General features: G+C 35.7%; 19 protein-coding genes. 11 read left to right on the top strand and 8 right to left on the bottom strand.

The annotated features are described in order from the left end of the window. Positions 1 to 22: 22 nt before the first annotated feature. The 5 genes from NiCM35_RS09825 to NiCM35_RS09845 form a co-directional block, all read right to left on the bottom strand. A complete protein-coding gene (locus NiCM35_RS09825) occupies positions 23 to 1,051 on the bottom strand; it encodes an ABC transporter substrate-binding protein (protein WP_341123243.1) in 1,029 nt (342 codons plus the stop codon). Positions 1,052 to 1,146: 95 nt separating this feature from the next. Continuing rightward, a complete protein-coding gene (locus NiCM35_RS09830) occupies positions 1,147 to 1,911 on the bottom strand; it encodes a response regulator transcription factor (RefSeq protein WP_095259504.1) in 765 nt (254 codons plus the stop codon). Positions 1,912 to 1,918: 7 nt separating this feature from the next. Further along, positions 1,919 to 3,559 carry a sensor histidine kinase gene (locus NiCM35_RS09835; protein WP_095329817.1) on the bottom strand — a complete coding sequence of 547 codons (1,641 nt, stop codon included), beginning with the start codon at positions 3,557 to 3,559 and terminating at the stop codon, positions 1,919 to 1,921. A 348-nt stretch (positions 3,560 to 3,907) separates the two neighbouring features. Continuing rightward, on the bottom strand, positions 3,908 to 5,308 hold the full coding sequence (gene treP / locus NiCM35_RS09840; protein WP_095329816.1) for a PTS system trehalose-specific EIIBC component: 1,401 nt from the start codon (positions 5,306 to 5,308) through the stop codon (positions 3,908 to 3,910). A gap of 954 nt (positions 5,309 to 6,262) precedes the next feature. Then, positions 6,263 to 8,923 carry a YhgE/Pip family protein gene (locus NiCM35_RS09845; RefSeq protein WP_433779338.1) on the bottom strand — a complete coding sequence of 887 codons (2,661 nt, stop codon included), beginning with the start codon at positions 8,921 to 8,923 and terminating at the stop codon, positions 6,263 to 6,265. Positions 8,924 to 9,386: 463 nt separating this feature from the next. Between NiCM35_RS09845 and NiCM35_RS09850 the strand changes: the two genes are divergently transcribed. Then, the gene (locus tag NiCM35_RS09850) at positions 9,387 to 9,650 is read left to right on the top strand and encodes a SunI/YnzG family protein (RefSeq protein ID WP_095329809.1); all 264 of its coding nucleotides are present in this window, start codon (positions 9,387 to 9,389) and stop codon (positions 9,648 to 9,650) included. A gap of 676 nt (positions 9,651 to 10,326) precedes the next feature. After that, the gene (locus NiCM35_RS09855; RefSeq protein ID WP_433779339.1) at positions 10,327 to 11,352 is read left to right on the top strand and encodes a CdaR family transcriptional regulator; all 1,026 of its coding nucleotides are present in this window, start codon (positions 10,327 to 10,329) and stop codon (positions 11,350 to 11,352) included. A 57-nt stretch (positions 11,353 to 11,409) separates the two neighbouring features. Here the strand turns inward: NiCM35_RS09855 and NiCM35_RS09860 are convergent, their stop codons facing one another. Both NiCM35_RS09860 and NiCM35_RS09865 read right to left on the bottom strand, forming a co-directional pair. Next, entirely contained in the window at positions 11,410 to 12,546 is a 1,137-nt protein-coding gene (locus tag NiCM35_RS09860; protein ID WP_123258317.1) for a glycerate kinase family protein, read from the bottom strand. Between the two features lie 15 nt (positions 12,547 to 12,561). Next, positions 12,562 to 13,863, bottom strand: coding sequence for a GntP family permease (locus NiCM35_RS09865; RefSeq protein ID WP_433779340.1), 1,302 nt, complete (start codon positions 13,861 to 13,863; stop codon positions 12,562 to 12,564). A gap of 653 nt (positions 13,864 to 14,516) precedes the next feature. Here NiCM35_RS09865 and NiCM35_RS09870 point away from each other — a divergent pair. From NiCM35_RS09870 to NiCM35_RS09910, 9 genes are all read left to right on the top strand, one after another. Continuing rightward, on the top strand, positions 14,517 to 14,837 hold the full coding sequence (locus tag NiCM35_RS09870) for a Na-translocating system protein MpsC family protein (protein ID WP_047944423.1): 321 nt from the start codon (positions 14,517 to 14,519) through the stop codon (positions 14,835 to 14,837). A 204-nt stretch (positions 14,838 to 15,041) separates the two neighbouring features. Beyond that, on the top strand, positions 15,042 to 16,088 hold the full coding sequence (locus tag NiCM35_RS09875; protein WP_095329815.1) for an ABC transporter substrate-binding protein: 1,047 nt from the start codon (positions 15,042 to 15,044) through the stop codon (positions 16,086 to 16,088). Between the two features lie 17 nt (positions 16,089 to 16,105). After that, a complete protein-coding gene (locus NiCM35_RS09880) occupies positions 16,106 to 17,053 on the top strand; it encodes a nucleoside hydrolase (protein WP_095329805.1) in 948 nt (315 codons plus the stop codon). A 4-nt stretch (positions 17,054 to 17,057) separates the two neighbouring features. Then, positions 17,058 to 17,879, top strand: coding sequence for an ABC transporter permease (locus NiCM35_RS09885; RefSeq protein ID WP_095329804.1), 822 nt, complete (start codon positions 17,058 to 17,060; stop codon positions 17,877 to 17,879). 6 nt (positions 17,880 to 17,885) lie between these two features. Beyond that, complete coding sequence (locus NiCM35_RS09890; RefSeq protein WP_047944426.1) at positions 17,886 to 18,674, top strand: ABC transporter permease; 789 nt, start codon at positions 17,886 to 17,888, stop codon at positions 18,672 to 18,674. Positions 18,675 to 18,686: 12 nt separating this feature from the next. After that, positions 18,687 to 19,745 (top strand): ABC transporter ATP-binding protein, encoded by a 1,059-nt coding sequence (locus tag NiCM35_RS09895; protein ID WP_095329803.1) that lies wholly within the window; start codon positions 18,687 to 18,689, stop codon positions 19,743 to 19,745. A 13-nt stretch (positions 19,746 to 19,758) separates the two neighbouring features. After that, positions 19,759 to 21,465, top strand: coding sequence for an adenine deaminase C-terminal domain-containing protein (locus NiCM35_RS09900; protein ID WP_433779344.1), 1,707 nt, complete (start codon positions 19,759 to 19,761; stop codon positions 21,463 to 21,465). 292 nt (positions 21,466 to 21,757) lie between these two features. Further along, positions 21,758 to 22,396, top strand: coding sequence for a hypothetical protein (locus NiCM35_RS09905; RefSeq protein WP_433779346.1), 639 nt, complete (start codon positions 21,758 to 21,760; stop codon positions 22,394 to 22,396). 19 nt (positions 22,397 to 22,415) lie between these two features. Further along, positions 22,416 to 23,282 (top strand): metal-dependent hydrolase, encoded by an 867-nt coding sequence (locus tag NiCM35_RS09910; protein WP_123258318.1) that lies wholly within the window; start codon positions 22,416 to 22,418, stop codon positions 23,280 to 23,282. Positions 23,283 to 23,396: 114 nt separating this feature from the next. Here the strand turns inward: NiCM35_RS09910 and NiCM35_RS09915 are convergent, their stop codons facing one another. Next, the gene (locus NiCM35_RS09915; RefSeq protein ID WP_433779349.1) at positions 23,397 to 25,985 is read right to left on the bottom strand and encodes a LamG-like jellyroll fold domain-containing protein; all 2,589 of its coding nucleotides are present in this window, start codon (positions 25,983 to 25,985) and stop codon (positions 23,397 to 23,399) included. Positions 25,986 to 26,009 lie beyond the last annotated feature (24 nt).

The following is a 26,009-nucleotide window of genomic DNA, read 5'->3' on the forward strand; positions in this document are numbered from 1 at the left end:
TCTTTCACCTCCTGGCCTCTCATTATTTAGATTGAATATCAACAAATATTTCATTATAATGTTGGACAATTTCATCCTTATGCTGAATAACATATTCATAGTCTTCTGTTAATGTCTTAATATCTGCAAGCGGCTTCATATTTTCTCCGATTTCTACATCATCTCTAACTGGTCTATTAGTTGTTGATTTTGCAAGTACCTCTTGAACATCTTTAGAAATAATGAAATCAAGGAATTTTTTCGCATTATCCATATTTTTGGCATTTTTCACAACCGCTGAGTTTGCAGGTAAGAAAACCGTACCTTCTTCTGGATAAATAATTTCAACATTCGCTCCATCATTCAATAACTTCACTGTCGGATCTTCATAAGATAATCCAACTGCCATCTCTCCATCGGCCACTGTTTTATATACATTACTAGAACTAGAGTTGATTTTTCCATCTATATTTGTAAAGAGATCTTCTACATAATTCCAGGCATCATCTGAATCATATCCGCCCTTTGCAAGTAAAATATTCGTTAATTGCGAAAATGCACTTGATGAATTAACTGGATCAGCTGTAGAGATTTTTCCTTTTAACTCGGGATTCAATAAATCAGCATATCCTTTAATATCCACTCCTTTTGTCAGATCTTTATTTACAACAAGTACACTTCCATCTAAAGTAAATGGAGTAGAATACCCATTAGTATTGCGATATTCCTCTATTACGTTTTCGTTTTCAGCAGAAACATATTCTTCGAATAATTCTCCATGAAGAGCATAAGTAGTATAGGTTCCTCCAAACATTACATCCGCCACTGGAGAGTCTTTTTCGCTTTCCAACTTTTTGAATAACTCTCCTGTACCAGCCTGAATTAACTCAACCTTGATTCCATATTTTTCTTCAAAGGCAGGGATTGTCGCATTAATTAACCCTTCTGAATTTGGTGTGTAAATAACTAATTTATCCGATGCTCCTTCTCCCGCTTTCTCTTCAGATGAACAAGCAGTTAGTGCTAATACACCCACAACTACTAAAATGAACATTTTCCAATATCTTTTCATTTATTATCCTCTCCTTATCATTGATATGTTTAGGATAATATATAAGCAAACGCTTTCAAATGGTACTATTCTATAAATTCAGAGAAAATTCTACACTACTTTCTCTCCAAAAATTCAGTACAAGTATATCCTGTGTATTTCTTAAACACTTGATTAAAATACTTATAATCAGTGAAACCAACTTTTTCAGCTATTTGATAAATTTTATACTCTCCGCGTTGAACCTCTTCAATTGATTTTTTTATTCGATATTGATTCAGGTATTCATTAAAAGTTTGTTTGGTTTCCTCTTTAAATTTCTTATAAAGAAGAGATGAGCTATATCCCAGTTCATTTGACACTGCATTAAAAGTAAACTTTTTTGCGTAATTTTTCTCAATATATTGAATCATCTGCTTAACTAAATGATCATAATGACCCTCAAAAGATGAATGTGCTAACCCCTTAATCATATCGTCTATTTTCTGCTTTTCCTTTTGTTCCAGTTTCAATATATCTACCATTGTCCCTGCTTTTCTGATAGCTTCTTTTAATTCTGATTCATTTATCGGTTTTACAATAAATTCAACTGCGTCATAAGAAATTGCCTTTTTTGCATTAGGAAAATCATTATATCCCGAGACAATAATTTTTGAAAAAATAAGATATTTTGTTTCTTCAAGCATTTGAAAGGCATTTTTTCTTGGCATATTAATATCTGTAATGACAATATCAGGCTTTAGTTCATTTATAAGTTCAATTCCTTCTTCCCCATCACTTGCTTCTCCAATTACTACGCAATTAACTGATTCATAATCAAAACCATAACGCAGCCATTTTCTTATTAATTTTTCATCTTCAATAATGAGAACTCTGTACATTTTTCTCTCACTCCCTGATTTTCATAATGACAGTCGTATGTTCCCCAGGACTTTTTACTTTGAAGTAAGAATTTGGGTACATTAATAATAATCTTCTCTTTGCATTATATAGGCCATGATGGTTCCCACTTTTCTTAAATACATTTGAATTTACTTTAACTAACGTACTATCATCTATACCTCCTCCATTATCGCTTATTTGTATCGTCAAACTTTCCCCAGTTCTGACGATATTAATTGATAAATGTAAATCTCTTCTATCTCTAAATCCATATTTCATACTATTTTCTACTATTGGCAAAATTAACAATTTCGGAATGAGGAATTCCTCTGTTTGTTCCTCTATCGTTATGTCAAACGTAAATCGCTCAAACCGTTCTTTGCAAATTTCCAAATAGTTTTTAATATAAAGCATATCGGTTTTAATGGCTGCTACTTCATTCATTTTGGAAATGCTATATCTCAAAATGGTATTTAGATTTAAGATTAATTTGTTAGCTAATTCTGTATCATAATAAGTTGCTACTCGTATCGTTTCCAATGTATTATACAGAAAGTGAGGATTAAATTGCGCCTCTAACATTTTGCGTTCTGAGATGACATTTTCCTTTAGTAAAGAAATGTTATTTTGATTTAATTCTTCTAATTCATCGAGCATTTGATTTATATTTTCACTCAAAAATTGGAATTCATCTTTTGACTCTATCTTAAAGCGATAGTTTTTATTATTTGTTACTTTTTTCATTTCATTGGATATAAATTCCACATATCTAGCATTATTGTAAGCGATCTTTTTAGAGGAATAACGAGAAAAAAGTAATAAAAAGAAAACCAAAATCATGACGATGCTAAACGAAAAGCGCCATAATATGTTTAGTGATTCTAATTTTTTATAAACAATTAAATTCATATTTGATTCCAGCAGTCTATGTTTGGAGTAATAGTTCTCTTCTTCACTTTGAAAATTTCCATCCCTTACTTCTGAACTTACTTTTTCTAAAGATCCTTTTAAAAATTCGAATGAGCTACTGGAGAAAACATTATGATAATTATCATACAGTAGATATTGGGTTCCATTTCCTGAAGAGTTTTGCAGAAAATCATTTCCATTCATTAAAAAAGCCGCATATCCAATCGTATAGGAATCCTCCTTTATCTTTTTTAAGGATAATAAGGTATGCTCTCTTTGAGGAGTCATAAATATCCGACGGATAACTTTTTCCTCTAATGGATTATTATCTACTACCGTATTTAAGAAATAGATCAACCTAATATCTTCTTTCTTCTCGCTATCAAATAATAAATTTTTATTTTTATCCAATAATAATAACCGAATTCTTATATTCCTTTCCTTTCTGCTTAGAAGGTGATAATACTCTTCATATAAATCTCTATCAGTTAATTTTCCATCTACATATCTTGCAAATATGGTTTCGCTGTACATTTCTAAATTTTCATCAAGGTAACTAGTTATACTTTTATACTGATTAGTAATCCTTTCCCTTTCTTCTGTTATTTCTTGGTTGATTGAATAGTAATAGTAGCCAAATAGTCCTCCAAAAATCACCAAGGAAGCCAGCGAGATAGTAATAAGCGAACTTACCATAATTTCCTTTCGTAATCTATCTTTAAATTTAAACGTTTTCAAAAAAATGATTCACCCACCTTTCTTTACTAACTCCTTATTATTACGACTACTTTACCAAGATAATTAAAAATTGGAAAGGTAATTTGAAAAACGATACTCACAAACTATTAAATACCAAAAACAGCAGAAGAGACAATTCAAGATAAATAGGATTGTTCTATGCGAATTATATGACTTTCAGGATCATATTGTAAGTCGCATATTAATGTATTCTTCACCATATAAGATAAAAAGAAGCATAGATTTCTTTTCACTTTCTTTCTTAATCATTTATGTAGGTATGTTTAAATAAAAACAGAAGATATCAATATGAATCATTGATACCTTCTGTTATAAATACTCTACTATTTATTGCGCCTTGCGCACTTTTCCAAATAATATTGTTAAAAGGAATGGGACGATTATGACAATGGCCATTCCAATGAAGAATGCTCCCCAATTATTAGGGAAAATGGACAGGAATCCTGGCAAGCCGCCTACTCCTATTGAAGGTGCTTTTACTGCTTGGATAGAAATAAAGGCACCAGCTATAGCAGATCCAATAATGGCCGAAATAAAGGCAAAGCGGAAGCGCAGATTAACACCAAACAACGCTGGCTCCGTAACACCAAGATACGCGGAGATAGCTGAAGTTACTGACAAACTCTTTAATTTTTCATCTTTTAATATAAACAACATGGCAAGTGCTGCTGACCCTTGAGCAATATTGGATAAAGCAACCATCGGCCATAGAAATGTTCCGCCAGTGCTTCCGATCAACTGCAAATCTACTGCTAAGAATGTATGATGCATACCAGTAATAACAAGCGGTGCATATAATCCGCCGTATATTAATCCACCTAAAATTGGCGCAAAATCAAAAATTGCTACAACGCCATCTGTAATTAAGTTGCCAATAAAAAATGTGATGGGACCGATTGCAATAAATGATACAAAACCAGTTACAAGTAAAGCAATAGGTGCCACGAATAACATTTGAAAAGAATCTGGAATTCTGTTTCTTAAGAAAATTTCTAATTTAGCTAAAACATAAGAAGCAAGCAGGACTGGTAAAACCTGACCTTGATAGCCAACCTTTTCTACTTCTAAACCAAAAATGTTCCATGTCGGAATTTCTTTTGCACTTCCATATCCCCATGCATTCAATAAATCAGGATGAACGAGCATTAATCCAAGCACAATCCCTAATAAAGGACTGCCGCCAAATCGAGTCATTGCAGACCAGCCGATTAAACCGGGTAAAAAAGTAAACGCTGTATTAGCTATTAAATTGATAATACTAGCAAAGTCTGCCCATTGTGGATATGCTTGAACCACCGATTGCTCAAAAAAGATACCTTCACCTGTTAGGACATTATTGATTCCCATTAGTAAACCAGCTGTTACAATTGCAGGCAAAATCGGAATAAATATATCAGCTAACATTTTTACAGCACGCTGTAATGGATTTAAATTTTGTTCTGAGGCTTTTTTGACATCATCTTTCGACCCTTCGGATGCACCCGTTTGATTGATTAATTCTTTATAAACCTTCTCCACCGTACCTGGACCAATTACAACTTGAAATTGTCCATTTGCCGAAAACGACCCTTTCACTAAATCTATTGATTCAAGCTTCTCTTTATCTACTTTTCCTTCATCTGCTAATGCAAATCGCAATCTTGTCACACAATGCGTTGCAGCAGAAATATTCTCTTTGCCGCCAATCGCGTCAATTATATTACTAACCTGCTGTTTATCTATGCTCATTTCTTACGTCCTCCCATTCTATGATGAAGATGAATTCTATTCCAAAACTAATAAAACGTTTGCAAATATTTGTCGAATCTTGTATATACATGTTATAAAACTAATGATATAGATGTATATACAAGTTGTCAATGAAAAAGTAATACGTTTACAATGATATTTTTTTCCATTTGTTTCTGAAATATAAATCCTATTAGTAGTTATAAAACAAGTAGTATCGTATTGTATTGTATTGTATTTAATGATGATATTAAATCCTGCCAACCTTCCGTAGCTGAAGGGAGAAGATATTTATTCTTTTCTATAATATTTTAAGGATGTTTCTAATAGTTTGAGTTTGGAAAGCAAATACTTACAATGAAGCCATTAGCAATCAGCTGTTTACGTCATAGGAGTAGTAAAATATAGGAGAAATTACTGGAAAGATGCTTCCCAGTATGGCAAAGATAAGAGAATTCTAGCCGAAATGGGGTTTTATCAGTCAAAATCTGTTGGGTTTTCAGCCAATCTTCTTTTTTATCAGCTAAAACTGAGGGCTTTTCAGCCATACTTCTTTTTTATCAGCCAAAGTTAGGGGCTTTTCAGCCAAACTTCTTTTTTATCAGCCAAAACTGGGGGCTTTTCAGCCAATCTTCTTTTTTATCAGCCAAAACTGGGGGCTTTTCAGCCAATCTTCTTTTTTATCAGCCAAAACTGGGGGCTTTTCAGCCAATCTTCGATCTTATCAGCCAATCTCACTGGCTTTTCAGCTAAAGTCGAATTTTTTCAGCCAACATCAGTTTCCCTTGAAGCCTTACATAATTAACGTAAACACTTAATAAGGCTGATACCTTCCTTCTTTTACCCTTTTAGGCACTACATTATTCTTAAAATAAAAGCAAAAAAGACTGTTCTATATGTAGAAACAGTCCTTCGCTTTCCATTATGGGAAATTCCTTGCCCATGTAGTTACTATTAATGTATAATCTCGCTTGCTTTTGCCTTTTCTGTCATTTTTCTTGTTCCATTGGCCAATGGCTTTTTTAAAAATAGAGCAATAATCAAAGCAATTACACTAAAGATGATAAGCATGCTGATTGAAAATAATACTTTTTCCTTTACCATCCCGCCTACGGTTTCTCTTAATAGGTTGATTGCATGTGTAAATGGTAGGTAGGGATTAATTTTTTGGAAAAAAGGTGGTGCAACTTGAATAGGAAAAGTTCCTCCAGAACCAGATAGCTGCAATACAAGAAAAATAATCGCTAATCCCTTACCTAAGTTGCCAAAAACAGAAACCAATGTATAAACAATTGTCATAAATACTAAGCTGATAAACATGCTGAACAATACGAATGCAACTGGCTCAGCTACATATGCCTTTAAGATAAACATATCTCCCAGTGTCACAATTAAGCTCTGGCATAATCCAATTGTGACAAAGGTTAGCCATCTGCCAAAGTAAATTTGGTTCGGTGTGTAAATTCCTTCAGGATCTCGAACATCCACGCGTAATAAAGAAATGAGCAGCAAGGCACCAACCCATAAACTCAAGGTTGTATAAAAAGGCGAATTCGCTGATCCATAATTAGGAATAGGAAATAACGAATTTTCATTTAATACAATCGGATCAGATATAAAGTCACTTTCTTGTTGTATATCATTTTTCAACAAGGAAATAATTTCTCCTAAATCATACTCATCTTCAAAATTCCGGATAGAATCTGCCGTTTTAGTCAAGGTCGCTTCTAAATTTGGCAATTCATTTTGTACCATATCTGCCGCTTTATGAACAGCCTCTTCCACTCTAGGTAAATCTGTTTTAATAAATGCAGCTACTTTAGAAATATCTTTTTCAGCTGCCGGAAGATCATTACGAACAAAGCTTGCTGCTGCATAAATCTTCTCTTTTAGACTTGGAAAAGATTTTTGATAAAATTCTGCAGCATCATTAATCCTTGCTAGAACTTTATCCATATTTTTCTGGATAAGATTTGTTGTTTCATGAATCTTCTTTTCTATTGTAGGTAGGTCAGAATGAAGCTTTGTTAATTCTTCTTGCGCAAAGGCAAGTGACTCATCCGTATTTTTTAATATCTCTTCTAGCTTTGGTATATTCGCTTGTGCACTTTCCAAATCATTCATTGCATTTTGAGCCGAATCCTTTATCCCCTCTAAAGCACGATGAATAGCTGGCTCTGTTTGCTTGTCATAGCGATTCACTAGAGTAGTACTAAGCTCGATTGCCTCTTGCGACAACGCCAATAAACTGGATGCTTTTTCTTTATCCTCTGCCTGTATCGTTTGTAGCAGCTCTTTTTCTTGCTGAAAATTGGTTTGTAATGCCTGTAAGTTTTTAATTTCAGACAAAAGAGCCTCATCCCCATTTGGAGTTGCACTATTAAGAGTAGTAAATAATGCAATAGAACGTGTTAAACTATCGATACTAGTTTGCACTTGTGCTTGCAAAGCTACTGCATTTGTCTTTGTTTCCTCTTCAGTTAGATTACCATTTTGAACTAATCCAGCAAATTGATGAACAGCATCAGCCGTTTTTTGATGGAGAAGAAGATTTTGTTTATAAACTGGTCCCACCGCATCGAGCGCTTCCCCATTTGCATCGATAAACGCCGGCAGTGTATCTGCTAATTGCTTCCCGTTATTTATCCCTTGTTGGATTTTCTCTAATGAACCACTTGCTGTTTCCAGAAATGACTGCATGTCTTCTACATTTGATAATGCTTTTGTTACCATTTCACTAATGTCAGCAAAATGAGCATCTAGCTCTATCACGCCATCTGCTAGCTTTTGAATCTCTGGCGCCTTTTCCTGTAATACCAGAATGCCTTCTCCAACCTTATCTAGTTCCGGAAGCTTTTCTTCTAATAACAGAATATTTTTACTTGCTTCATTAATATCTGGAAAAGCTGCTTCTAATGTTAAGATTTTTTGGGCTTGTTTATTGATTTCAGGCAATTTACCTTCCAGTGTTACTACTTTTTCTCCTAATTCATTTATTTTCGGAACTTCTTTTTCTAATGCGAAAATTTTCTCTTCTATATTTCTAATCGTCGGTAATTCTTCTTCCAGCTTAATTCCAGCATCATTAAATACACCCAATACGGATTCACTTACCGTATGAATAAAGTTTTCTTTTACTTGCTGCACAATCGTCGAGGCACCAGTAGAAGTCATCTTTGGTGCGATTGCGTTTAACTTTTCATTTACGCTATAATCAATTTCTGGCTTTACTTGTTTGTCCTCTAAAATGGTTGCAATCTTGGCAGAAAAATCATGAGGTATGTACAAGCTTGCATAATACTCTCCTTTTGTAACACCCTCCTTCGCTTTTTCTTTACTTACAAATTCCCAGCCAAGCTTATCATTTTTCTTTAAGCTTGAAATAATTTCATCGCCAATATTGACGGAGGAATCGCGAATAACTGCTCCATCATCTTCACTTGTTACTGCTATTTTTATCCCACTCGTATTCGAATATGGATCCCACGAAGCAGCCAAATTAAACCACGCATATAAAGATGGCAGCACCATTAAAGCCACAATGAGAAGTGCAGCAATAGGCGCCTTAAATATACGAATCCAATCATTTCGGTAAATAGTAAAAACATTCTTCAAAAAAATCACCCTTCGTTAGTTTATGAAGCCGGATAGAAAAGCATTCAGAGGAAAGATTTATTTAATCTTAAACAAAAGCTTCCTTCTGCAATCCCTATCATCTTAATAACGGCAGTCACCTAAAATCCATCCTCTTTTTTTCTTAGTATATATTGGAAAAATCTAATATTTCTCTATGATACCACTTCAAGTGATACAACAAAACATTATGGATAAAGGAATTCATACAAAGTCCAAGTAATCAATACAAAACAATCTTCTAAGTAGAAACACTGTAGTACCATTGAATTTTGATTTCTATTCCACCATTTCCGTTTCTCTTTCATGTTCCCACCAAGTTATAAAGCCAATAAAACTTTGTGTTAAGACCCGTCAGTATGTTCATACTCTTTTAAAGAGTTACTTTATCACATGAAACTTTTGTCCATCATCTTCGTAAAATATTAAAAGGAGTGATTGGGCAATGTTGGAAGTCAAAGTAACAAAAAATGATAACAAGTTACAAATAAAATGGCAGCTATGCACCATTGAAATCCCTTTATCAGATATAACAGCAGTAGCAAATGATGAAACCTATGCTGGGAAAGAAATAACCGGAATAAGAATTGGTTTCCCTTATGGAAACACTGACAGGGTCCTTATACATACCAAAACAGATCATTATATTATTTTTACAAGTAGCGGAAATTTGAAGGACAAGATTACGGATTTAATTAAGGAAGAATAAAATTCTTTATCGCCACGATATTGGCTGACTTGTATTTTTGGATAAAAGCCGTTTACTTGAGGTTAAGAGAAACTATTGATTAAAATATACTACCAGTTTTCGAAGTTAATATTACCTTTCTTAAAAATCTTAACCGTACAAGCGTGAGACTTAGTTTTCATCGTTGATGATAGCTGTGGGAGGATACTCCTTGATAAAAAAGATGGCAAGCTAGGCTGGGTATCAACAGCATGATTATAACTCAGAGGGACGGTTTTTTTCCGCTTTCCTTTTTTAGTATGTGCTACCAACAATCTTTTAAGGAAAGAGGAGATTTTCTTATTTGAACGCGCTATCATTTAATGGTATAGTTTATTTTATTAATAAGACTATACAATAAATATTAAGGATTGAATCTAACTATGCTTGTGATTAACGAACTTCCTATTGAGGTAACCAAGATTTATCCGTCAAGTAGCTTTAAAGGGCTGGAAATTTTATTCCGCATAGAAAATCATGATTATCACTTAGAGTACTAAATTGCTTTGCTGTTCTCTCTCTACTTTTAATTTCCATTAAATGAAGTGCTTTCGACCGTTCCTTTACAATATAAAGGCTCAAACGTCTAATTCTCATATGTACCTATACAATAGCAAGTATTTTTCTTTCTTTATTAAAAGGTGGTGAGCCCATTAAAATGTATGAATTAACACCCAAACAGGCACAAAAAATTGTAAATAAAATGATGAAGGATATTCCATATAATATTAATATTATGGATAAAACCGGCATTATCATTGGCAGTGGCAATAAAGAAAGAATCGGCACGCTCCACCATGGTGCAGTTGCTGCCATCAAACAAAAAAGAATCGTTCCTATTGCAAAGGATGAAGAATTCGTCAAGAAAGGAATTAATCTGCCTATTGAATGGAATGAGTCTATATTAGGAGTAGTTGGTATTAGCGGCGAGATAAAGGAAACCAGTCCTTTCGGAAAACTAGTTAAATCAACCGTTCTGCTATTAATCGAACAGAGTATTGCTTCGGAAAAAGAAAATAGGAGAAAGAATGTAAAACAGGAATTTTTCAACTTATTAATAGATCCAAATACTATTTATACAAAAGATTTAATAGACCAAGCATCATCCTATAATGTTCAGTTAAATAAACCAAGCCAACTAGTCTATATAGAATTTCAGAAAAACGTTGATGAGACTATAGTAAAAGATTTCCCTTTCTTTCAGCCCTATCAAAATACACTATGTGTGGTTGTTCAAGAGCCAAACAACATGGAAGAGCTGCGAGATAATCTAGCTAAATATCAAGATATCTTTGTTTCCGTCAGCAAAATAAATGATAAAATTGCTGAAGGTTTTCTTCAGACAAAATTGGCATTAAAAGTATTAAAAGGATTGTTTCTTCATCAGAAAATCATTTTTTATGCTGATTGTGAGTTTATTGCTGACTTATCATATTCTTTGCAAAAAATAAAAAAAACAGCGCTTCAATCAGACTTGTTGGAAACAAATGATGAACTTATCAAGACACTCCAAGCTTACCTTAACTGTAATATGAATATGAATGAAACAGCCAGCCAGCTGATTGTGCATAGAAATACATTAAATTATCGATTAAATCGAATTTATAAAATTACAGGGAAAGATCCTAAAAATATATTGGATCTTTTAGAACTAATCTTTATGTTAATTAGTCGTATCAAATGAAGAAGCTGCTCCTAAGTCAAAGGAACAGCTTCCACAAAAAACATGACATCAGCAATGCTATTTTAATAGTCTCGCAATACTTTCTGCCGTTCTTGCAACATTTTCTTTTCCTTGAGCCAGCAAAGTGTCAATCGAATCTGCTCCAGGGACAATCCCAAAAATAGCATCGAAACCTTCTTCGTACAAAACTTCCACATCCTGACCAATACACCCTGCCAGTGCGATTACTTTAATGTCACGGTTCACACTTTTAGCCGCTTGTGAAACTCCATATGGGGCTTTGCCAAACTTTGTTTGAAAATCAATGCCGCCTTCTCCTGTAAAACAATAATCTACTGCTTTTAACTTTTCCTTTAAATTGGTATATTCAATTACGATATCTATTCCTTTCTTCATCGTTGAATGAGTGAAAGCAAGTAAACCTGCCCCAAGGCCACCTGCAGCGCCTGCACCAGGTGTATCTACTATATCGATTCTAAGATACTCTTTCACCTTGTTAGCGTAGTGACGTAGGTTTCTATCTAAAATTTGGACCATCTCTGGAGTAGCACCCTTTTGGGGACCAAAGACAACCGATGCTCCATTTTCTCCACACAATGGGTTTGTGACATCCGATGCCACCAATATATGCACATTTTTCAACTGTGGGTTAACATGAGAACAATCAATTGTATTAAGTTCATTTAAATAACCGCCGCCAAACAACAATTCATTTCCATCTTTATCTAAAAATTTATAGCCAAGCGCAGCGGCCATACCCGTTCCGCCATCATTTGTTGCGCTCCCGCCAATCCCCAATATAATATCTGTAATGCCTTGCTCTATACATTCCCTTATTAATTCCCCTGTTCCAAAAGTTGTGGTAATAAGGGGATTTTTTGTTTCTTTGTTAACATGATGGATTCCGCTTGCAGATGCCATTTCAATGACAGCAGTCTTACCGTCTCCTAAAATACCATACTGTGCTAAAACTGGTGTATGAAGGGGTCCTGTAACTTCCTTTATAACTAGTGTACCGCCTGTAGCGTCTACTAGTGATTGAACCGTCCCCTCTCCGCCATCTGCCATTGGAACATGGATACATTCTGCATCAGGGATTGCTCTTTTTATCCCTGCTTCCATAGCAACACATACTTCTTTTGCTGTCATACTTTCTTTAAATGAATCAGGAGCTAATAAAAATGTTTTCCCCATTGCTTCCACCTCTTTTTATAAAATAAATCCGTATAGGATAATTGCTACAATAGTCATGGTTAAGCCAACAATACTTTCATAACCTGCCACTTTCATTCTGTCTGCCATACTCATATTCATAGCGTTGCGAGTAACATGAAAATAAGTTCCATGTGGTAAGTGGTCAATCACCGTAGCGCCAGTATGTGTCATCACTGCTGCAGCTATAGGTGCTACGCCAGTATTCAAGATTGCTTCTGAGAATGAACCAGTTGCCAAAATAACCCCTGTTGAAGTAGATGCTGTAGCGGCTGCCATTAAAGTTCCTGCAATTGGAGCAAGGAATGTGCCAGAAATGCCAGATGATTCTACTAAGGCAACTACTTGTGAAGGCAAGTCTGAAGCAGTAATCAATCCACCAATAGCACCTGCACCAATAATAATTAAAATGGTTGGTGTCATTCTATTTAAGCCAGCTGTACAATAATCCAGCAGCTTTTCTTTTTTCCCTAACGCCAGCGTACCGACAACTGCCGCAAAAGGCAAAATAAACAAGGAGTCAATGTTCAATTTTGTAAGTACATCTATTCCAAGCAATGCTCCTATTGGACTAATCATCAATAGAACAATAGCAATAATTGGTGTTATTAAAGCTTTAGATAAAGACGGCAGATTGGAGGTGTTTGCATTTTCAAGTTCTTCTGCCTCCTTATCTGTCACTTTCGTTCCTTTATACTTAATTAGCGATGCAAGGACTACTGTGACAATTACACCAAAAATAGCTGGAATTAGTCCCCCTATCATTACCTGATTAACATGAAGCTCAAATCCGCCTGCAGCAGCAATTGTATTAGGATTTGGAGATATAATATTTCCTGCTTTTCCTCCTCCGGATAAAGCGACTAAGACGGCAATCTTAGAATAACCCATTTTGTTTGCCACAGACAGAGCAATTGGTGCAACAATTAATACCGCTACGGGAATGAATACTCCTACTGCTGTAATAATCATCGTTGATAATGCTAAAGATAACATCGCCTTTGTCCCACCGAGTTTATCAACAATAAACTTGGCAATTGTTTCTGCTGCCCCAGATTCCATCATGACACCAGCAAAAACCCCTGCAGCAATAATACGGATAACTGTTCCTTGAACACTTTGTGTCCCTGACACTAAAATCGTAATTGTCTCTGAAAAATTAGCACCACCAATAAATGCTCCAACAATCGCCCCCAAAATAAGGGAATAAGTTGGGGCTAACTTAAACAAAATTAAAATGATTGCCAGCGCCAAACCACATAAAGCTCCAATCCAACTAATTTCTAACCCAGCTGCCATAAATAATCCTCCTAATCTATTAATCTTGACAATAACGGTCTATTACATTCGAATCTCTCCAAAAATCATCCTTTGTTCTGCCCTTGTTTGGTAATATTACTAAAATTGGTGTATACCCCTTATAAACCAATTGCAAATAGAACCGTTTGAATACGGTTTCATTTTATTGTATTGTAAGCCCTTTAACAATTGATAAACCAACCAAATTTCCTTGTTCATTTGCACAAAAACTAAGTTAAAAATATATAAACAGTTTCTTTATCACCCTTATAAAAAGAAGAATTTTCTTCATGCAACATTACAATCTATCATGACTACTCGCTCGCTTACACTAAAATAATGTCAAAAAATCTTCCCTCCTACTAGAAAAATAAAAGAGAATATACTAAAGTTAGGAATATATAAAATTTTATCAATATTAAAATCAATCTTCCTTTAAGCGGTTCCTGCTATGATGCTCTATAGAGAAACTGAAGAACACATTTCATAAACCTCTCCATAGTTCGTTTTTTACCATATTATTTCCTCTACAAACGACAAATTTATATTTTTTTCGCCAAAATCCGCACATTCTATTGAATTATTTAAAAATGATATGTATAATAACCAATATCAATAAGTTTGGCAGGTGATTTATCATCGATGCAAATGAAATGAAAAGATTTCTATCTCAGGTATACAATAAGATTTCAAAAGATTTGTTTGGTGCTGGAACGACATTATTGAAGGTAACGATTGATCAGAATGTGATTACACTTCAAGCGAAGCATCCACGTGCCCCTCGATCTGCTGCTCTCGAAGGAGAAGTACCGAGCCTTAAACAAGAGGTTGACTTTCATCTGTCCTTACTTTTTAAGAAAAAGCTAAAAGAACAACTAGAAGAAACGACAAATTGGAATATTGAAGCGATTCTTAGGGATTATGATTCTTTCACACAGCTTGCTTTTACAAACATTGTATTAACTAAACATTAATCTTGGATTTCTTCTTGGATTTATCTAAGCAGAACGCCACTATATACAAAAGATAAGTTTAATCTTTGTTTACAAAGAAAAGACAATCTTAAGTAGAAGGATAATTCTATTTAAGCTTGTCTTTTTTTATTATTTATAGCTTACGAGAAAGATCGTTTCCTAAAGCCTAAAAAACTAAATCATTCGGAGGGTTCTAAAATGAAAATGAAAAAATTAGTTAGTGCAGTAGCCGCATCATCCTTTTTATTATTAGCAGCATGCAGTTCCGATGACACATCAAACAGTAAAGAAAAAAAAGAAAAGCTAGTTGTTTCCACTTGGGGTTTTAATGAAGATTTCTTCCGCAGTGAAATTTATGCCCCATTCGAAAAAGAGAACAATGTAGAAATCGTTTTAGATACAGGTAATAACGCAGACCGCTTAAACAAAGTGAGACAAGGAAATTCAGATGTTGACGTCATCTTTTTATCCGACTATTACGCCCAGCAAGGAATTGAAGATAAAGTTTTCGAAACGATTGATCGCAGCAAGCTGACTAATCTAGACAATATTTATGAAACGGCAAAAGCTCCACTTGGTGAAGAGTATGGACCTGCCTACACTATAGCGCAATTTGGAATTGCTTATAATCCAGATGAAGTAGCAAAACCTGTTACTTCTTGGAAAGACCTATGGAGTGCAGATTTAAAGGGAAAAATTACAATCCCGAGCATTACCTCTACAACAGGCCCAATGATGGTAGACGTGGCTTCTTTAGTTAGCGGTGAACAAACTTTTAGCGAAGATAAAGCCTTTAAACAATTAAAATCCTTAATGCCAAGCGTTGTAAAAGAATATGGTCAAACTTCTGAATATGTAAATATGTTTGCTCAAGGAGAAATTGCCGCTGGGCCAATCATGGAAATGTACTTTGCTGATTTAAAAGAAGCAGTTCCTAATGCTGAATTTATTACACCTGCTGAAGGTGGATATGCCGTTATGAATACAGTAAACATCGTAAAAGGTTCAGACCAAAAAGAACTATCAGAAAAATTCATCAACTATATTTTAGGAAAAGAAGCACAAGAAAAATCAGCTAAAAATAAAGTAGATTCACCAGTTAATACGCAAGTCAAATTAACAGAAGAAGAAGCACAAGGGTTAACATATGGCGAAAAGGTAATCACTAGCTTGCACACATTAGATATGAAATTTATCAACGATAACTTAAAGGGCTGGATTGATCGCTGGAACCGCGAGCTAGTTCAATAATAGAAAAGAGGGTCATCATGAAAGAGAAGCTGATATTAGATGTAGACACTGGCATTGATGATGCAATTGGTATTCTACTAGCCGTGAAAAGCAAAGCATTTGATATTCTAGGGATTACAACTGTTAATGGCAATGTCTCCCTGGACCAAGCAACAACAAACACATGCAAAATACTAGATTTAGTAAAAGCAGATCATATTCCAGTAATAAAAGGAGCTGCCACCCCCCTCGTACGGGCACCATTCTTCGAACATCGCATACATGGAGAAGATGGTTTAGGCGGAGCACTAAAGGAGACAGCTGTCACTCATCCAGTGAGTGATGGCTTCGCTCCCGACTTTTTAATCAATTCCATTTTAAGCTTTTCGGGCGAAGTAACATTAGTGTTTACTGGCCCCTTAACCAATTTAGCCTTAGCCGTGAAAAAATGTCCGCAAATTACGAATCATGTGAAAGAAGTTATTTTTATGGGTGGGGTTGTAAAAGGTCCAGGTAATGTAACGCCAACTGCTGAATTTAACAGCTATGTCGATCCCGAAGCAGTAAAAATCGTCTTACATGCAGGCTTTCCTGCTATCACGCAAGTCGGATTAGATGTAACAAGAAAAGCATTATTAACGAAAGATCATCTTCATTTAATAACGGATAAATCTTTACAAGATTATATTGCTCAAAGTACAAATGACTATCAACAAAAATATTTTAACCGGTACGGAGTCCATGCTTGCGCTATGCATGACCCGCTCGCTGTAGGAATTGCCCTCAATAAAGGCCTAGTACAAACAGAAAAGTATTTTGTCGATGTTGAAACAAGAAGTGAATTATGTGATGGTCAGCTCGTCTGTGATTTTCAAAATCGTCTACAAAGAGAAGCAAATTTACATATTTCCTTACAAGTAGATGCTGATGCCTTCTTCCAGATGTTTATTGACATTTTGAATGGTCACTTTGAGGAAAGGGAGTGACGTCTTGAAGAAACGATATTTATATTTACTTTTACTGCCAGGAGTATTATTTTTAACAATATTTTTAGTAATACCCATTCTTTCAATGATGGGGACAACCTTTAATGACGGAGGATCCTTTAGTTTGCAAGGATATATCGACTTTTTTAAAGATAAATACTTTATCGATATCCTTCTTACTACTTTACGCGTTAGTTTACTCACAACTTTTATCTGTATTTTAATTGGATTTCCCGTTTCCTATTATATCGCGAAGCTTCCTAGCAAAAGAAAAGCGGTTCTCCTGTTATTCACGATTTTTCCATTGCTGACAAGTCCCGTTGTTCGTTCCTTTAGCTGGATGATTATTATTGGGAAAAATGGTGTGTTAAATAAAACGTTATTGAGTCTAGGGCTTATTCAAGAACCTTTAAATATTTTATATACGCCTAATGCAATTATTATCGGTTTAGTTCACCTTTTTCTTCCATTAATTATCGTAACGCTTGTTGGTGTAATGGAGAATATCGACAATGATTTACTGCGCGCAGCAGAAAGTCTTGGTGCTTCCAAAATGGCATCCTTTATGAAAATCATTGTGCCATTATGTGTTCCCGGCCTTGTGATTGGAAGTATTTTAGTATTTGTGGGCAGCTTTACCGCATATACTACACCTGCTTTGCTCGGTGGAAAACAACGGGTTATTTCCACTTTTCTTTATCAAAATGCAATTACCTTAAATGACTGGAAACTTGCCTCTATTGTGGCAACTATAATGATTATTTGTACCTTTATCATTATTTCGATCATGAATGGTGTTGCGAAAAAACTAAATCCAAAGGGGTAAACGTGTATGCAGGAAAAACATAGAGGATTGGCCCTGTTTACGATCCTTGTTTTTATTTTTTTACTTGGGCCGCTTGTAATAATATCGATTACCTCTTTTGAGAGTGGAAGTATTCTGAAATTCCCTCCAGAAGAGTTTTCCCTTAGATGGTATGAGAATATTTTTAAAGTGGAAATGTTTTTAAGCACCTTTAAAACATCCATTATTGTATCCATAGCAGGAAACATTTTAGCATTACTACTTGGTGTACCAGCAGCCTATGCGCTTAGCCGCTTTAACTTTGCTGGCAAAGGGATCATTAATGCTATCTTCGTTTCTCCGATTCTTATTCCAGGAATCGTTCTAGGTTTCTCGTTTTTGCGCTATATTGTTGTGACCTATAACCTTCCTATTTATTTATCCTTATTTATCGGTCATACAGTCATCATGCTGCCATTTATTATTCGCGTCATTTCTTCTAGTCTGGCAAACTTTGATTTTTCCATAGAAGAAGCGGCACTTAGTCTTGGTGCGAATCGAATTGGTACATTCTTTCGTGTTGTATTGCCAAACATTAAATCTGGCATTATCGCCGCTGTCATGATTGCTTTTTTAGAGTCCTTCAACAATGTGGATATTTCGGTTTATATGACTGGACCCGGTGTCAGTACGTTCCCTATTCAAATGCTGCTTTATGTAGAGAATTATTTTGATCCTACTGTTGCAGCCATCTCTGTTCTATTAATGTTCTTAACTGCTATCTTTATGTTTGTAGTGGAAAGATTAATGGGATTGTCTTATTTCACGAAAAGATAATGGAGGATAAAAATGGCTTTATTTACTTTAGAAAATGTATCCGTAGCATATGAAAAGAAAAATATATTAGAAGATTTTAATTTAAGTATTGAAAAAGGACAGCTTGTTTCCCTGTTAGGTCCAAGCGGCTGTGGAAAAACAACGACATTGCGCTTAATTGCAGGATTTTTAGAAGCAAGTAAAGGAAAATTTATTTTTGAAGGTAAAGATTATACAAAGGTTCCTGTGAACAAACGAAATTTCGGCTTTGTTTTTCAAAACTATGCGCTCTTTCCTCACCTATCTATTTTTGACAATATTGCATTTGGCTTGCGATTACGAAAAATCAACAAAAAGGAAATCGAGAAACGCGTTTTAAATATGCTGGAGATCGTTAACTTAAGGGGATTTGAACAACGATTTCCCAGCGAGCTATCTGGTGGTCAAAGACAACGTGTGGCAATCGCAAGAGCTTTAGTAATCGAACCTGATATTCTATTATTTGATGAACCACTAAGTAACCTTGATGCAAACCTTAGGGTCAATATGAGAGTAGAGATTCGCAGAATTCAGCAAGAACTAGGAATCACTACTGTTTACGTCTCCCATGACCAAGAAGAATGCTTCTCGATTTCAGATCAAGTTGCCATTATGAATAAAGGAGTCATTGAACAGTTGAGCGACCCAGCGACCATTTATCAATATCCCGAAACAAAGTTCGTTGCTGACTTTATCGGCTTTAAAAACTTCATTTCTTTTGATAAACGGACAGATCACAAGGATCATATCGAACTTGAAAAGGCTGGATTGATCTTCAAGGTTGATCGACATGCACATATGGAAAATCGCAATAAAAAAGTTGGCGCCATTCGTCCCGATGATTTTATGATGGAGCCAAGCATAGATGCTATCCCAACGAATGGAATGAAGGGAATCATTAAAATTACGACATTCCTTGGCAGAAGCTATCAATATGTGGTAGAAACAGCCCTCGGTGATTTCACGATTAATAAAGAAATGGTTCAGCCATTTAAAAACGGACAAGAAGTAACGGTAATTATTCCACAGAATCAAATGGTACTAGTGGAATAGAGGAGGGTTTTTCGTGCAAGTAGATACACTCGTTTTGAACGGAATTGTGTTTAATAGTTATTTTAAACAATTTAGAAAAGAAAATATCGCGATTAAAGATGGAAAGTTCTTTTATATCGGAAAAAAGGGAAGAGAATTTTTCCAAGCAAAAGAGACGGTTGACGCTGATGGAAATTATATCATTCCAGGCTTAATTGATATTCACTTGCATATTGAAAGTACGATGGTTACACCTGCAACCTTTTCCTATGGATTAATAAAGAATGGAGTAACAACTATCGTTCCAGAACCCCATGAAATGGCCAATGTTTTTGGAATTGCTGGGGTAAAAGAAATGATTAAGGCAAGCAAAAATGAAGTGGTCGATATGTTTTATGGCATTCCGAGCTCTGTTCCCGCTACTGCAATGGAAACAACCGGCGGCGCAATTGAAATAGAGGATATCGAAGAATTGCTGCAGACAGAGTCCATCAAATGCCTAGGCGAAATCATGAATTACTATGATGTTCTCACAAAGCCAGATTGCAAAACCAATCAAATTCTCGACTTTGTTCGCAGCAACTATCCTGAACTAATAATTGAAGGCCATGTTCCTAAGCTATTAGATGATGAGTTACAAGGAATTGCTTTTGCTGGCGTCGGCTCCGATCATACCCACCAGACAGTGGAAGGAATGATGGAAAGAATTGCAATTGGCATGTTTTTAGAAATTCAAGAAAAATCGATGACAAAAGAAGTGATCGACTATCTTAGTGCAAATCCAGTTAAAGAACATTTTTGTTTTGTGACAGATGATGTAATGGCAGATTCTTTTCAAAGAAGAGGCCACTTAAATGTCTTGCTAAAGAAAGCTATTGCTATGGGAATGTCCATGGAGGACGCCATTTATGCTTGCACCTATACTCCTGCACAGCGGATGAGAATGTATGATAGAGGCGTTATCGCCCCAAGTAAAATAGCTGATTTTGTAATGGTGAGTAATGTCGCAGACTTTTCCATTGATGCTGTATATAAAATCGGCCAAAAAGTTTTTGACCGAGACCTCCCTTATGTGCAAAGAGCGGTCTCCAAACAATTCCCTGCCTCTTTCTATGAAAGTGTAAAGCTTGCTCCCTTAAAAGCAGAGGATTTTGAAGTACCTATCGAAACAAAGAAAAAAAGGGTGACTGTCCGTACGATTCATGTACAAAATGGCTCTACTTTTACAGAAGAAAGACAAGATACACTTGCAGTGGAAGAAGGCAAACTACAATGGATGAATAGCGCTTATTGTTTAGTGAAAACATTTGAACGCTATGGGAAAAATAACAATCAAGCACATGGCTTAATTGGCGGAGATATTTTAAAAAAGGGTGCTGTTGCCACCACCTACTCCCATGATAATCACAACTTATTAGTAGTCGGAAAAAACAAAGCAGATATGCAGCTCGCTGCAAATGAAGTCATCAAAAACCAAGGCGGCATCTGCTGTGTCTATAATGGAAAAATCCTCTCCATGGTGCCACTACCAGTTGGAGGCATTCTATCGGAGGACCCTTTAGAAGTAATAGCATCACAGGTAGAAGAATTAACAGATGCTTTAAAGTCATTAGGTTACGAACATTATAATGTAATCATGTCATTAAGCACCTTGTCCCTGCCAGTAAGCCCAGCCCTAAAAATAACAGACCACGGCTTAATTGCAGTAAACGAAGGCAAAGTTGTTTCCTTTGAAGTATAAGGACATTTCTTGTGATGTCATTTTTGGCGAAGGAAAAACTTTTCTGTTTTAACCCCTTGATAGAACGTACAAGAGAGAGTTCTCACAATTTGCTTTGTGGGGATTCTCTTTTTTTATTTGCAGTTTGTGAAACTGTAAGGATCTTCTTTTAATAGATGATAAGTATGGGACATTTCTCCACTTCTATTTTTGAGGAAGCAGAAGAACGTCTCTATGTTTCCCACCAAGAACTTGCTATAATGGAAGTAAAGTTAAAGATTACTTAAATTATACATGTATTGGTGATGATTATATGAACAGGATATTATGGGCTACTTTTATTTTTGTTGTGTTATTTGCGGGACTGGCAATAGGCAGTTCACTGGAAGTGTTAAATCCAACCACCATCAATGGCATTTTCTCCATCCTTCTTTCTGTTTTTATTATGTTTCTTTTAGATAGCTTCTTGAATCTGCTGTCTAATAGTGAAACAAGCTGGAAAAAGAAGCATTATAAAAGTTTGTTAGAATGGGTTGATGATGGAGGAAACGGCGGCAGAAGACTGGAACAAAATCTTTTGAAAGACATTAAACCGAAGTATAATCTTTTAGACAACCTTGAGCTTATCAAACAGGCATTCACTAAACTCGAGAAGGAAAAAAGAGAACTCTTACTAGCTTACTTTAAGGCACAAAGAAACTCAGTTTCCCTTCCTGCCACCATTATGGCCATTTTTTCTACTCTATTCGCTGGCATCCTGTTGTATTTCATTCAACACCCAGGGATATTCCGTATAGAAATTAGCGTCAATGCTGACTTTGCTTTCATTGTACAGCTATTTACTTGGATTTTCTTTTTTATCATTGTAATGTATCACCTTGTCAAAATGAATAAAAGAGCATCCACCAAAAATGAACTATTTATCGAAATATTGGAGAAACTAAAGGACTGATTGTGAGAACGGGGGAAATATGGATACTATTACACATACTTTATTTGGTATAGGAATCTATAAAAGTGTTAATAAAGAAAAAATGACTAGAAAAGAAAAATATGCCCTGCTTGTTACATCCATAGGCGCTAGCCAAATCCCTGATATTGATGTTATCTCCCAGCTCTGGGACACTACAGGACAGTATCAGATGTGGCATAGAGGCATTACCCATTCTATTTTTCTAGCTCCTATATGGGCTTTAATCTTTTACATGATCAGCCGTTTTGCTTTTAAAATAAAAGGATTTCAATCATTCTATATTGCCCTTCTCGCCGTTTTCATCCACAATACTAGTGATGTATTCAACGCATGGGGAACAGGTTATCTCGAACCATTTTCATCTGTTCGTTTAACTTTCGGAACAGTTCCGATTGTGGATTTGGTGATATGGTTTATCTTTTTACTAACCTTTATTGGTTCCAAAGTTTATTCTAAAGTAAATCCTCATGTATTATTCCGTATTGGCTGGATTCTAATTGCACTTCATGTCGCTATCCAATCTCTTCAGGGTGCTATTTTATTCCAAAACTATAAAACGGATTATCAGGATGTCGCGCTGTCTGCCAGCTTTATCCCTTGGCATTTTACCATTATCGGAAAAAATGCTGATACGGTCGATATCATTAATGATTCCCTTCTAACAAAAGCTAAATTTGTGGACAGACTTACTTCAAGCGATGAAGTGGACCTTGATTACCTATTTGCAGAAAATCCTGCAGCTGCAACATTATACAGATGGTCGCCATTTGTAGTTGTAGTAGATGACGACAATAGAATCGGCATTTATGATCCACGCTTTTACCGAAATGGAGAATCTTTTTTAGGAGAGTATTTAGATAAATAATCTTATCCTATGACAGCTATCAAAATAGTACTATGCTAGACCAGGAAAAAGACCAATTGGCGGGATTTCCCACGATTGGTCTTTTTGTTCATAATCCACACAGTATGTGTTTTTCTACTCTGCTTTCGTTACATTTTCCTTATCGTTTTTTGCATATACTTGCACTTCTACTAACCCATTAGCCCAGTTCCCATTACTATTATCATTCACACGCTTTATTGCAGATACTGATAGACGAACGTACCTAAATTTGCCTTTTAAAGGGGTTGATTTAAACCCTGCCCATGTATTTTGGGACTCATCCGCTATTTCAACCCAATTCTCATTATTATTAGAACCATACACCTTGTATTGATAATACATTTCCGATCCATTATATAATCGAAATGCAATATCTATTCTAGAAAGGTCATACGCTTCTTCTAAATCGACCGTATAATCAAATGGGGCATTACCTGGGCGATACCAATGTGTATTATCTCCTGAGGTCCTTAAATTAAAATCATATCCATCATTCGCTAATTCAATTGGTCTTTCAAGGTCTTCTTCATTTGAACCATATGCTGTTTTCCCCTGTGAAACTAATGATATTCCTTCTGGCAAGCTGATATTTCCATCTTCCACATTCACTTTCCAGCCAGTGGCGTATTTCATGGACGCAGTATGATTTTCTCTGTCAATCGTTAACGGCAGCCACACATATCTAGAATCGCCCAGTTGCTTCGAATTCCAACGATCTCCCATATATACATATTGTTTTGTTCCATCTTGCTTAGTGATCGTCATAATATTGGTAGATTGACTATAATACGTACTATTGTTCCCGAGTGCAGCATGCTCTAAGATAAGTCCATCGCTTCCTTTTAGCGGTGTCCATCCATCGGGATTTGTTATATCGTTTGTATATCCTACCGTTGACTGATTTGGAAGCCATCCAGATTGACCGGATGTCACTAGGTAATATCCGTCATTCTCCACATGAACGATGGCAGGAGCTTCTCGGCCAACTCCTTCATAGAAGTTATAGGATTCAAAGACTGGATCTTTGCTATCTGATGATGAAAATGGATATGTTGTAAAGTCTACATCATAAAAACGGTCATTTAATCGGTGGATTCTCATCGAATGTCCTTCAGAAGAAATCAAGTATGCGGTATCTCCTTCTTGAAATACAGTGAAATCTCTCGAAACATAACCATATTTCTGTGGATCGTTTTGTTCAGAGACTGGTATTTGCTCCCTATCTCCAGCTTTAAAATATTCTTCATCTGTATACCATCCATTATTATTTCTCCAGTTTCTTTCGGTTCCTCCCGGACGCCAATGTCCTTGAAATACATAGGGGCCTTCAGGTTTATCAGCTGTTGCCACCATTATTTGACTGGAGGAATAGCCACTTCCATCCTCCCAGTGTCCCCATAATACATATTTCTTTGTTTTTTCGTTATAAAGGAGCTTTGGCCGTTCCACCTTGCTATACTGTAATCCTAATTCAGCACCAGGTACTGTTTCCGAAAATTGGTCCAAGATATTTCCTTCATTTTGCCAATTCACCAAATCTCTTGATGAATATAAACTCACTGCAAAAAAGTTTGCGCTATTGTGTATTTTATTCTCTCCAACCCAATAATAGATTGGTTTACCATCCGGGGCTGTTTGTTGTAAGAAGCCTCCCCCATGTGCCTGAATAGGATTTCCTTCTGTATCCAACCATGTATCTCCTACAGGGATTCCAAGTTCCGAATAATCAACTGTTTCTCGAACGTGCGCTGCATATTGAAAAGCTTGCTCTATTTGTGCTTTAGCCCTCTTTAAGTCTTGAATGGTTATTTGCTCTTGTGCAAGGAGTGCTTCAGCATTTGTTAAAGCTCGAGTTATATTATTCCAAGTGCTTACCGTAAAGGTTCCCTTCTCTGTATCCTTATATTCATTATAAATTTCTGCTAGGCTTTCTTTTACACTTGCTAGATAACTCGTTTCAATTTCTTCCTCTGTTAGAGCTCTTGAATAAATTTTCACATCATCAATTAATCCTTGAAAGTACTCTCCATTGCCCCAATTCGCTTTTCCTAATTGAATAATTCCTCCAGTCTCCGATAAAATATCTTTTAGTTTATACGTACTCTCCTTCGTATCCTGCTGTACACCATCTACAAAAATAGTTGTTCTATTTTTGTTCACTACTAAATCAATATGTTTCCAAGAAGTACTGGATGGGGCACTTAGATTATTCCCTGGTCGAGCACCTTTATTATAGTATCGTTCTACTATAACATCACTGGTTTTATCCATTATCCCTAAATAACGCTCCTGTTGGTAAGATTGTGTTTTTTCATCGCTGGAAGCATAAAATACCCAACCATTTCCTCCTTCCGGTTTGCTATTATAAGAAATAGTTATTTCGTCTTTACTTTTTAATAATGGCTTACCGTTTTTCTTTTTGACTTGAAGCCAAAAGGTTTCACTCAGCTTTGCTGCTTTTCCACGTGGGGCATCTACATAAACAGGATTCCCTTGAACTTCAGCCTTTGCTCCTGAACCAACAATCCCATTCACCGGATCATCAAAATGAAAGCTTGCGATCAATGCATCATCAATGGAATTCTCCTTTGCTAATACTTCTTGTCCAATAAAGTACTGAGAAAAAAGTGTAATGAAAGTCAGAGCGGCAATCTTCATCAAATTATTTGAGTTAATTATCATTGTTCCCTCCTTTGGACTTATAAA

The organism is Niallia sp. M35 (assembly GCF_050971705.1).
Classification (GTDB): domain Bacteria; phylum Bacillota; class Bacilli; order Bacillales; family Cytobacillaceae; genus Niallia; species Niallia circulans_A.

Bases quoted from the DNA above. Each gene is read 5' to 3' on its own strand.
- NiCM35_RS09825 (WP_341123243.1), bottom strand. From the start codon at position 1,051: ATGAAAAGATATTGGAAAATGTTCATTTTAGTAGTTGTGGGTGTATTA.
- NiCM35_RS09830 (WP_095259504.1), bottom strand. From the start codon at position 1,911: ATGTACAGAGTTCTCATTATTGAAGATGAAAAATTAATAAGAAAATGG.
- treP (WP_095329816.1), bottom strand. From the start codon at position 5,308: ATGAGCATAGATAAACAGCAGGTTAGTAATATAATTGACGCGATTGGC.
- NiCM35_RS09850 (WP_095329809.1), top strand. From the start codon at position 9,387: ATGTTGGAAGTCAAAGTAACAAAAAATGATAACAAGTTACAAATAAAA.
- NiCM35_RS09855 (WP_433779339.1), top strand. From the start codon at position 10,327: ATGTATGAATTAACACCCAAACAGGCACAAAAAATTGTAAATAAAATG.
- NiCM35_RS09860 (WP_123258317.1), bottom strand. From the start codon at position 12,546: ATGGGGAAAACATTTTTATTAGCTCCTGATTCATTTAAAGAAAGTATG.
- NiCM35_RS09865 (WP_433779340.1), bottom strand. From the start codon at position 13,863: ATGGCAGCTGGGTTAGAAATTAGTTGGATTGGAGCTTTATGTGGTTTG.
- NiCM35_RS09870 (WP_047944423.1), top strand. From the start codon at position 14,517: ATGAAAAGATTTCTATCTCAGGTATACAATAAGATTTCAAAAGATTTG.
- NiCM35_RS09875 (WP_095329815.1), top strand. From the start codon at position 15,042: ATGAAAAAATTAGTTAGTGCAGTAGCCGCATCATCCTTTTTATTATTA.
- NiCM35_RS09880 (WP_095329805.1), top strand. From the start codon at position 16,106: ATGAAAGAGAAGCTGATATTAGATGTAGACACTGGCATTGATGATGCA.
- NiCM35_RS09890 (WP_047944426.1), top strand. From the start codon at position 17,886: ATGCAGGAAAAACATAGAGGATTGGCCCTGTTTACGATCCTTGTTTTT.
- NiCM35_RS09895 (WP_095329803.1), top strand. From the start codon at position 18,687: ATGGCTTTATTTACTTTAGAAAATGTATCCGTAGCATATGAAAAGAAA.
- NiCM35_RS09905 (WP_433779346.1), top strand. From the start codon at position 21,758: ATGAACAGGATATTATGGGCTACTTTTATTTTTGTTGTGTTATTTGCG.
- NiCM35_RS09910 (WP_123258318.1), top strand. From the start codon at position 22,416: ATGGATACTATTACACATACTTTATTTGGTATAGGAATCTATAAAAGT.
- NiCM35_RS09915 (WP_433779349.1), bottom strand. From the start codon at position 25,985: ATGATAATTAACTCAAATAATTTGATGAAGATTGCCGCTCTGACTTTC.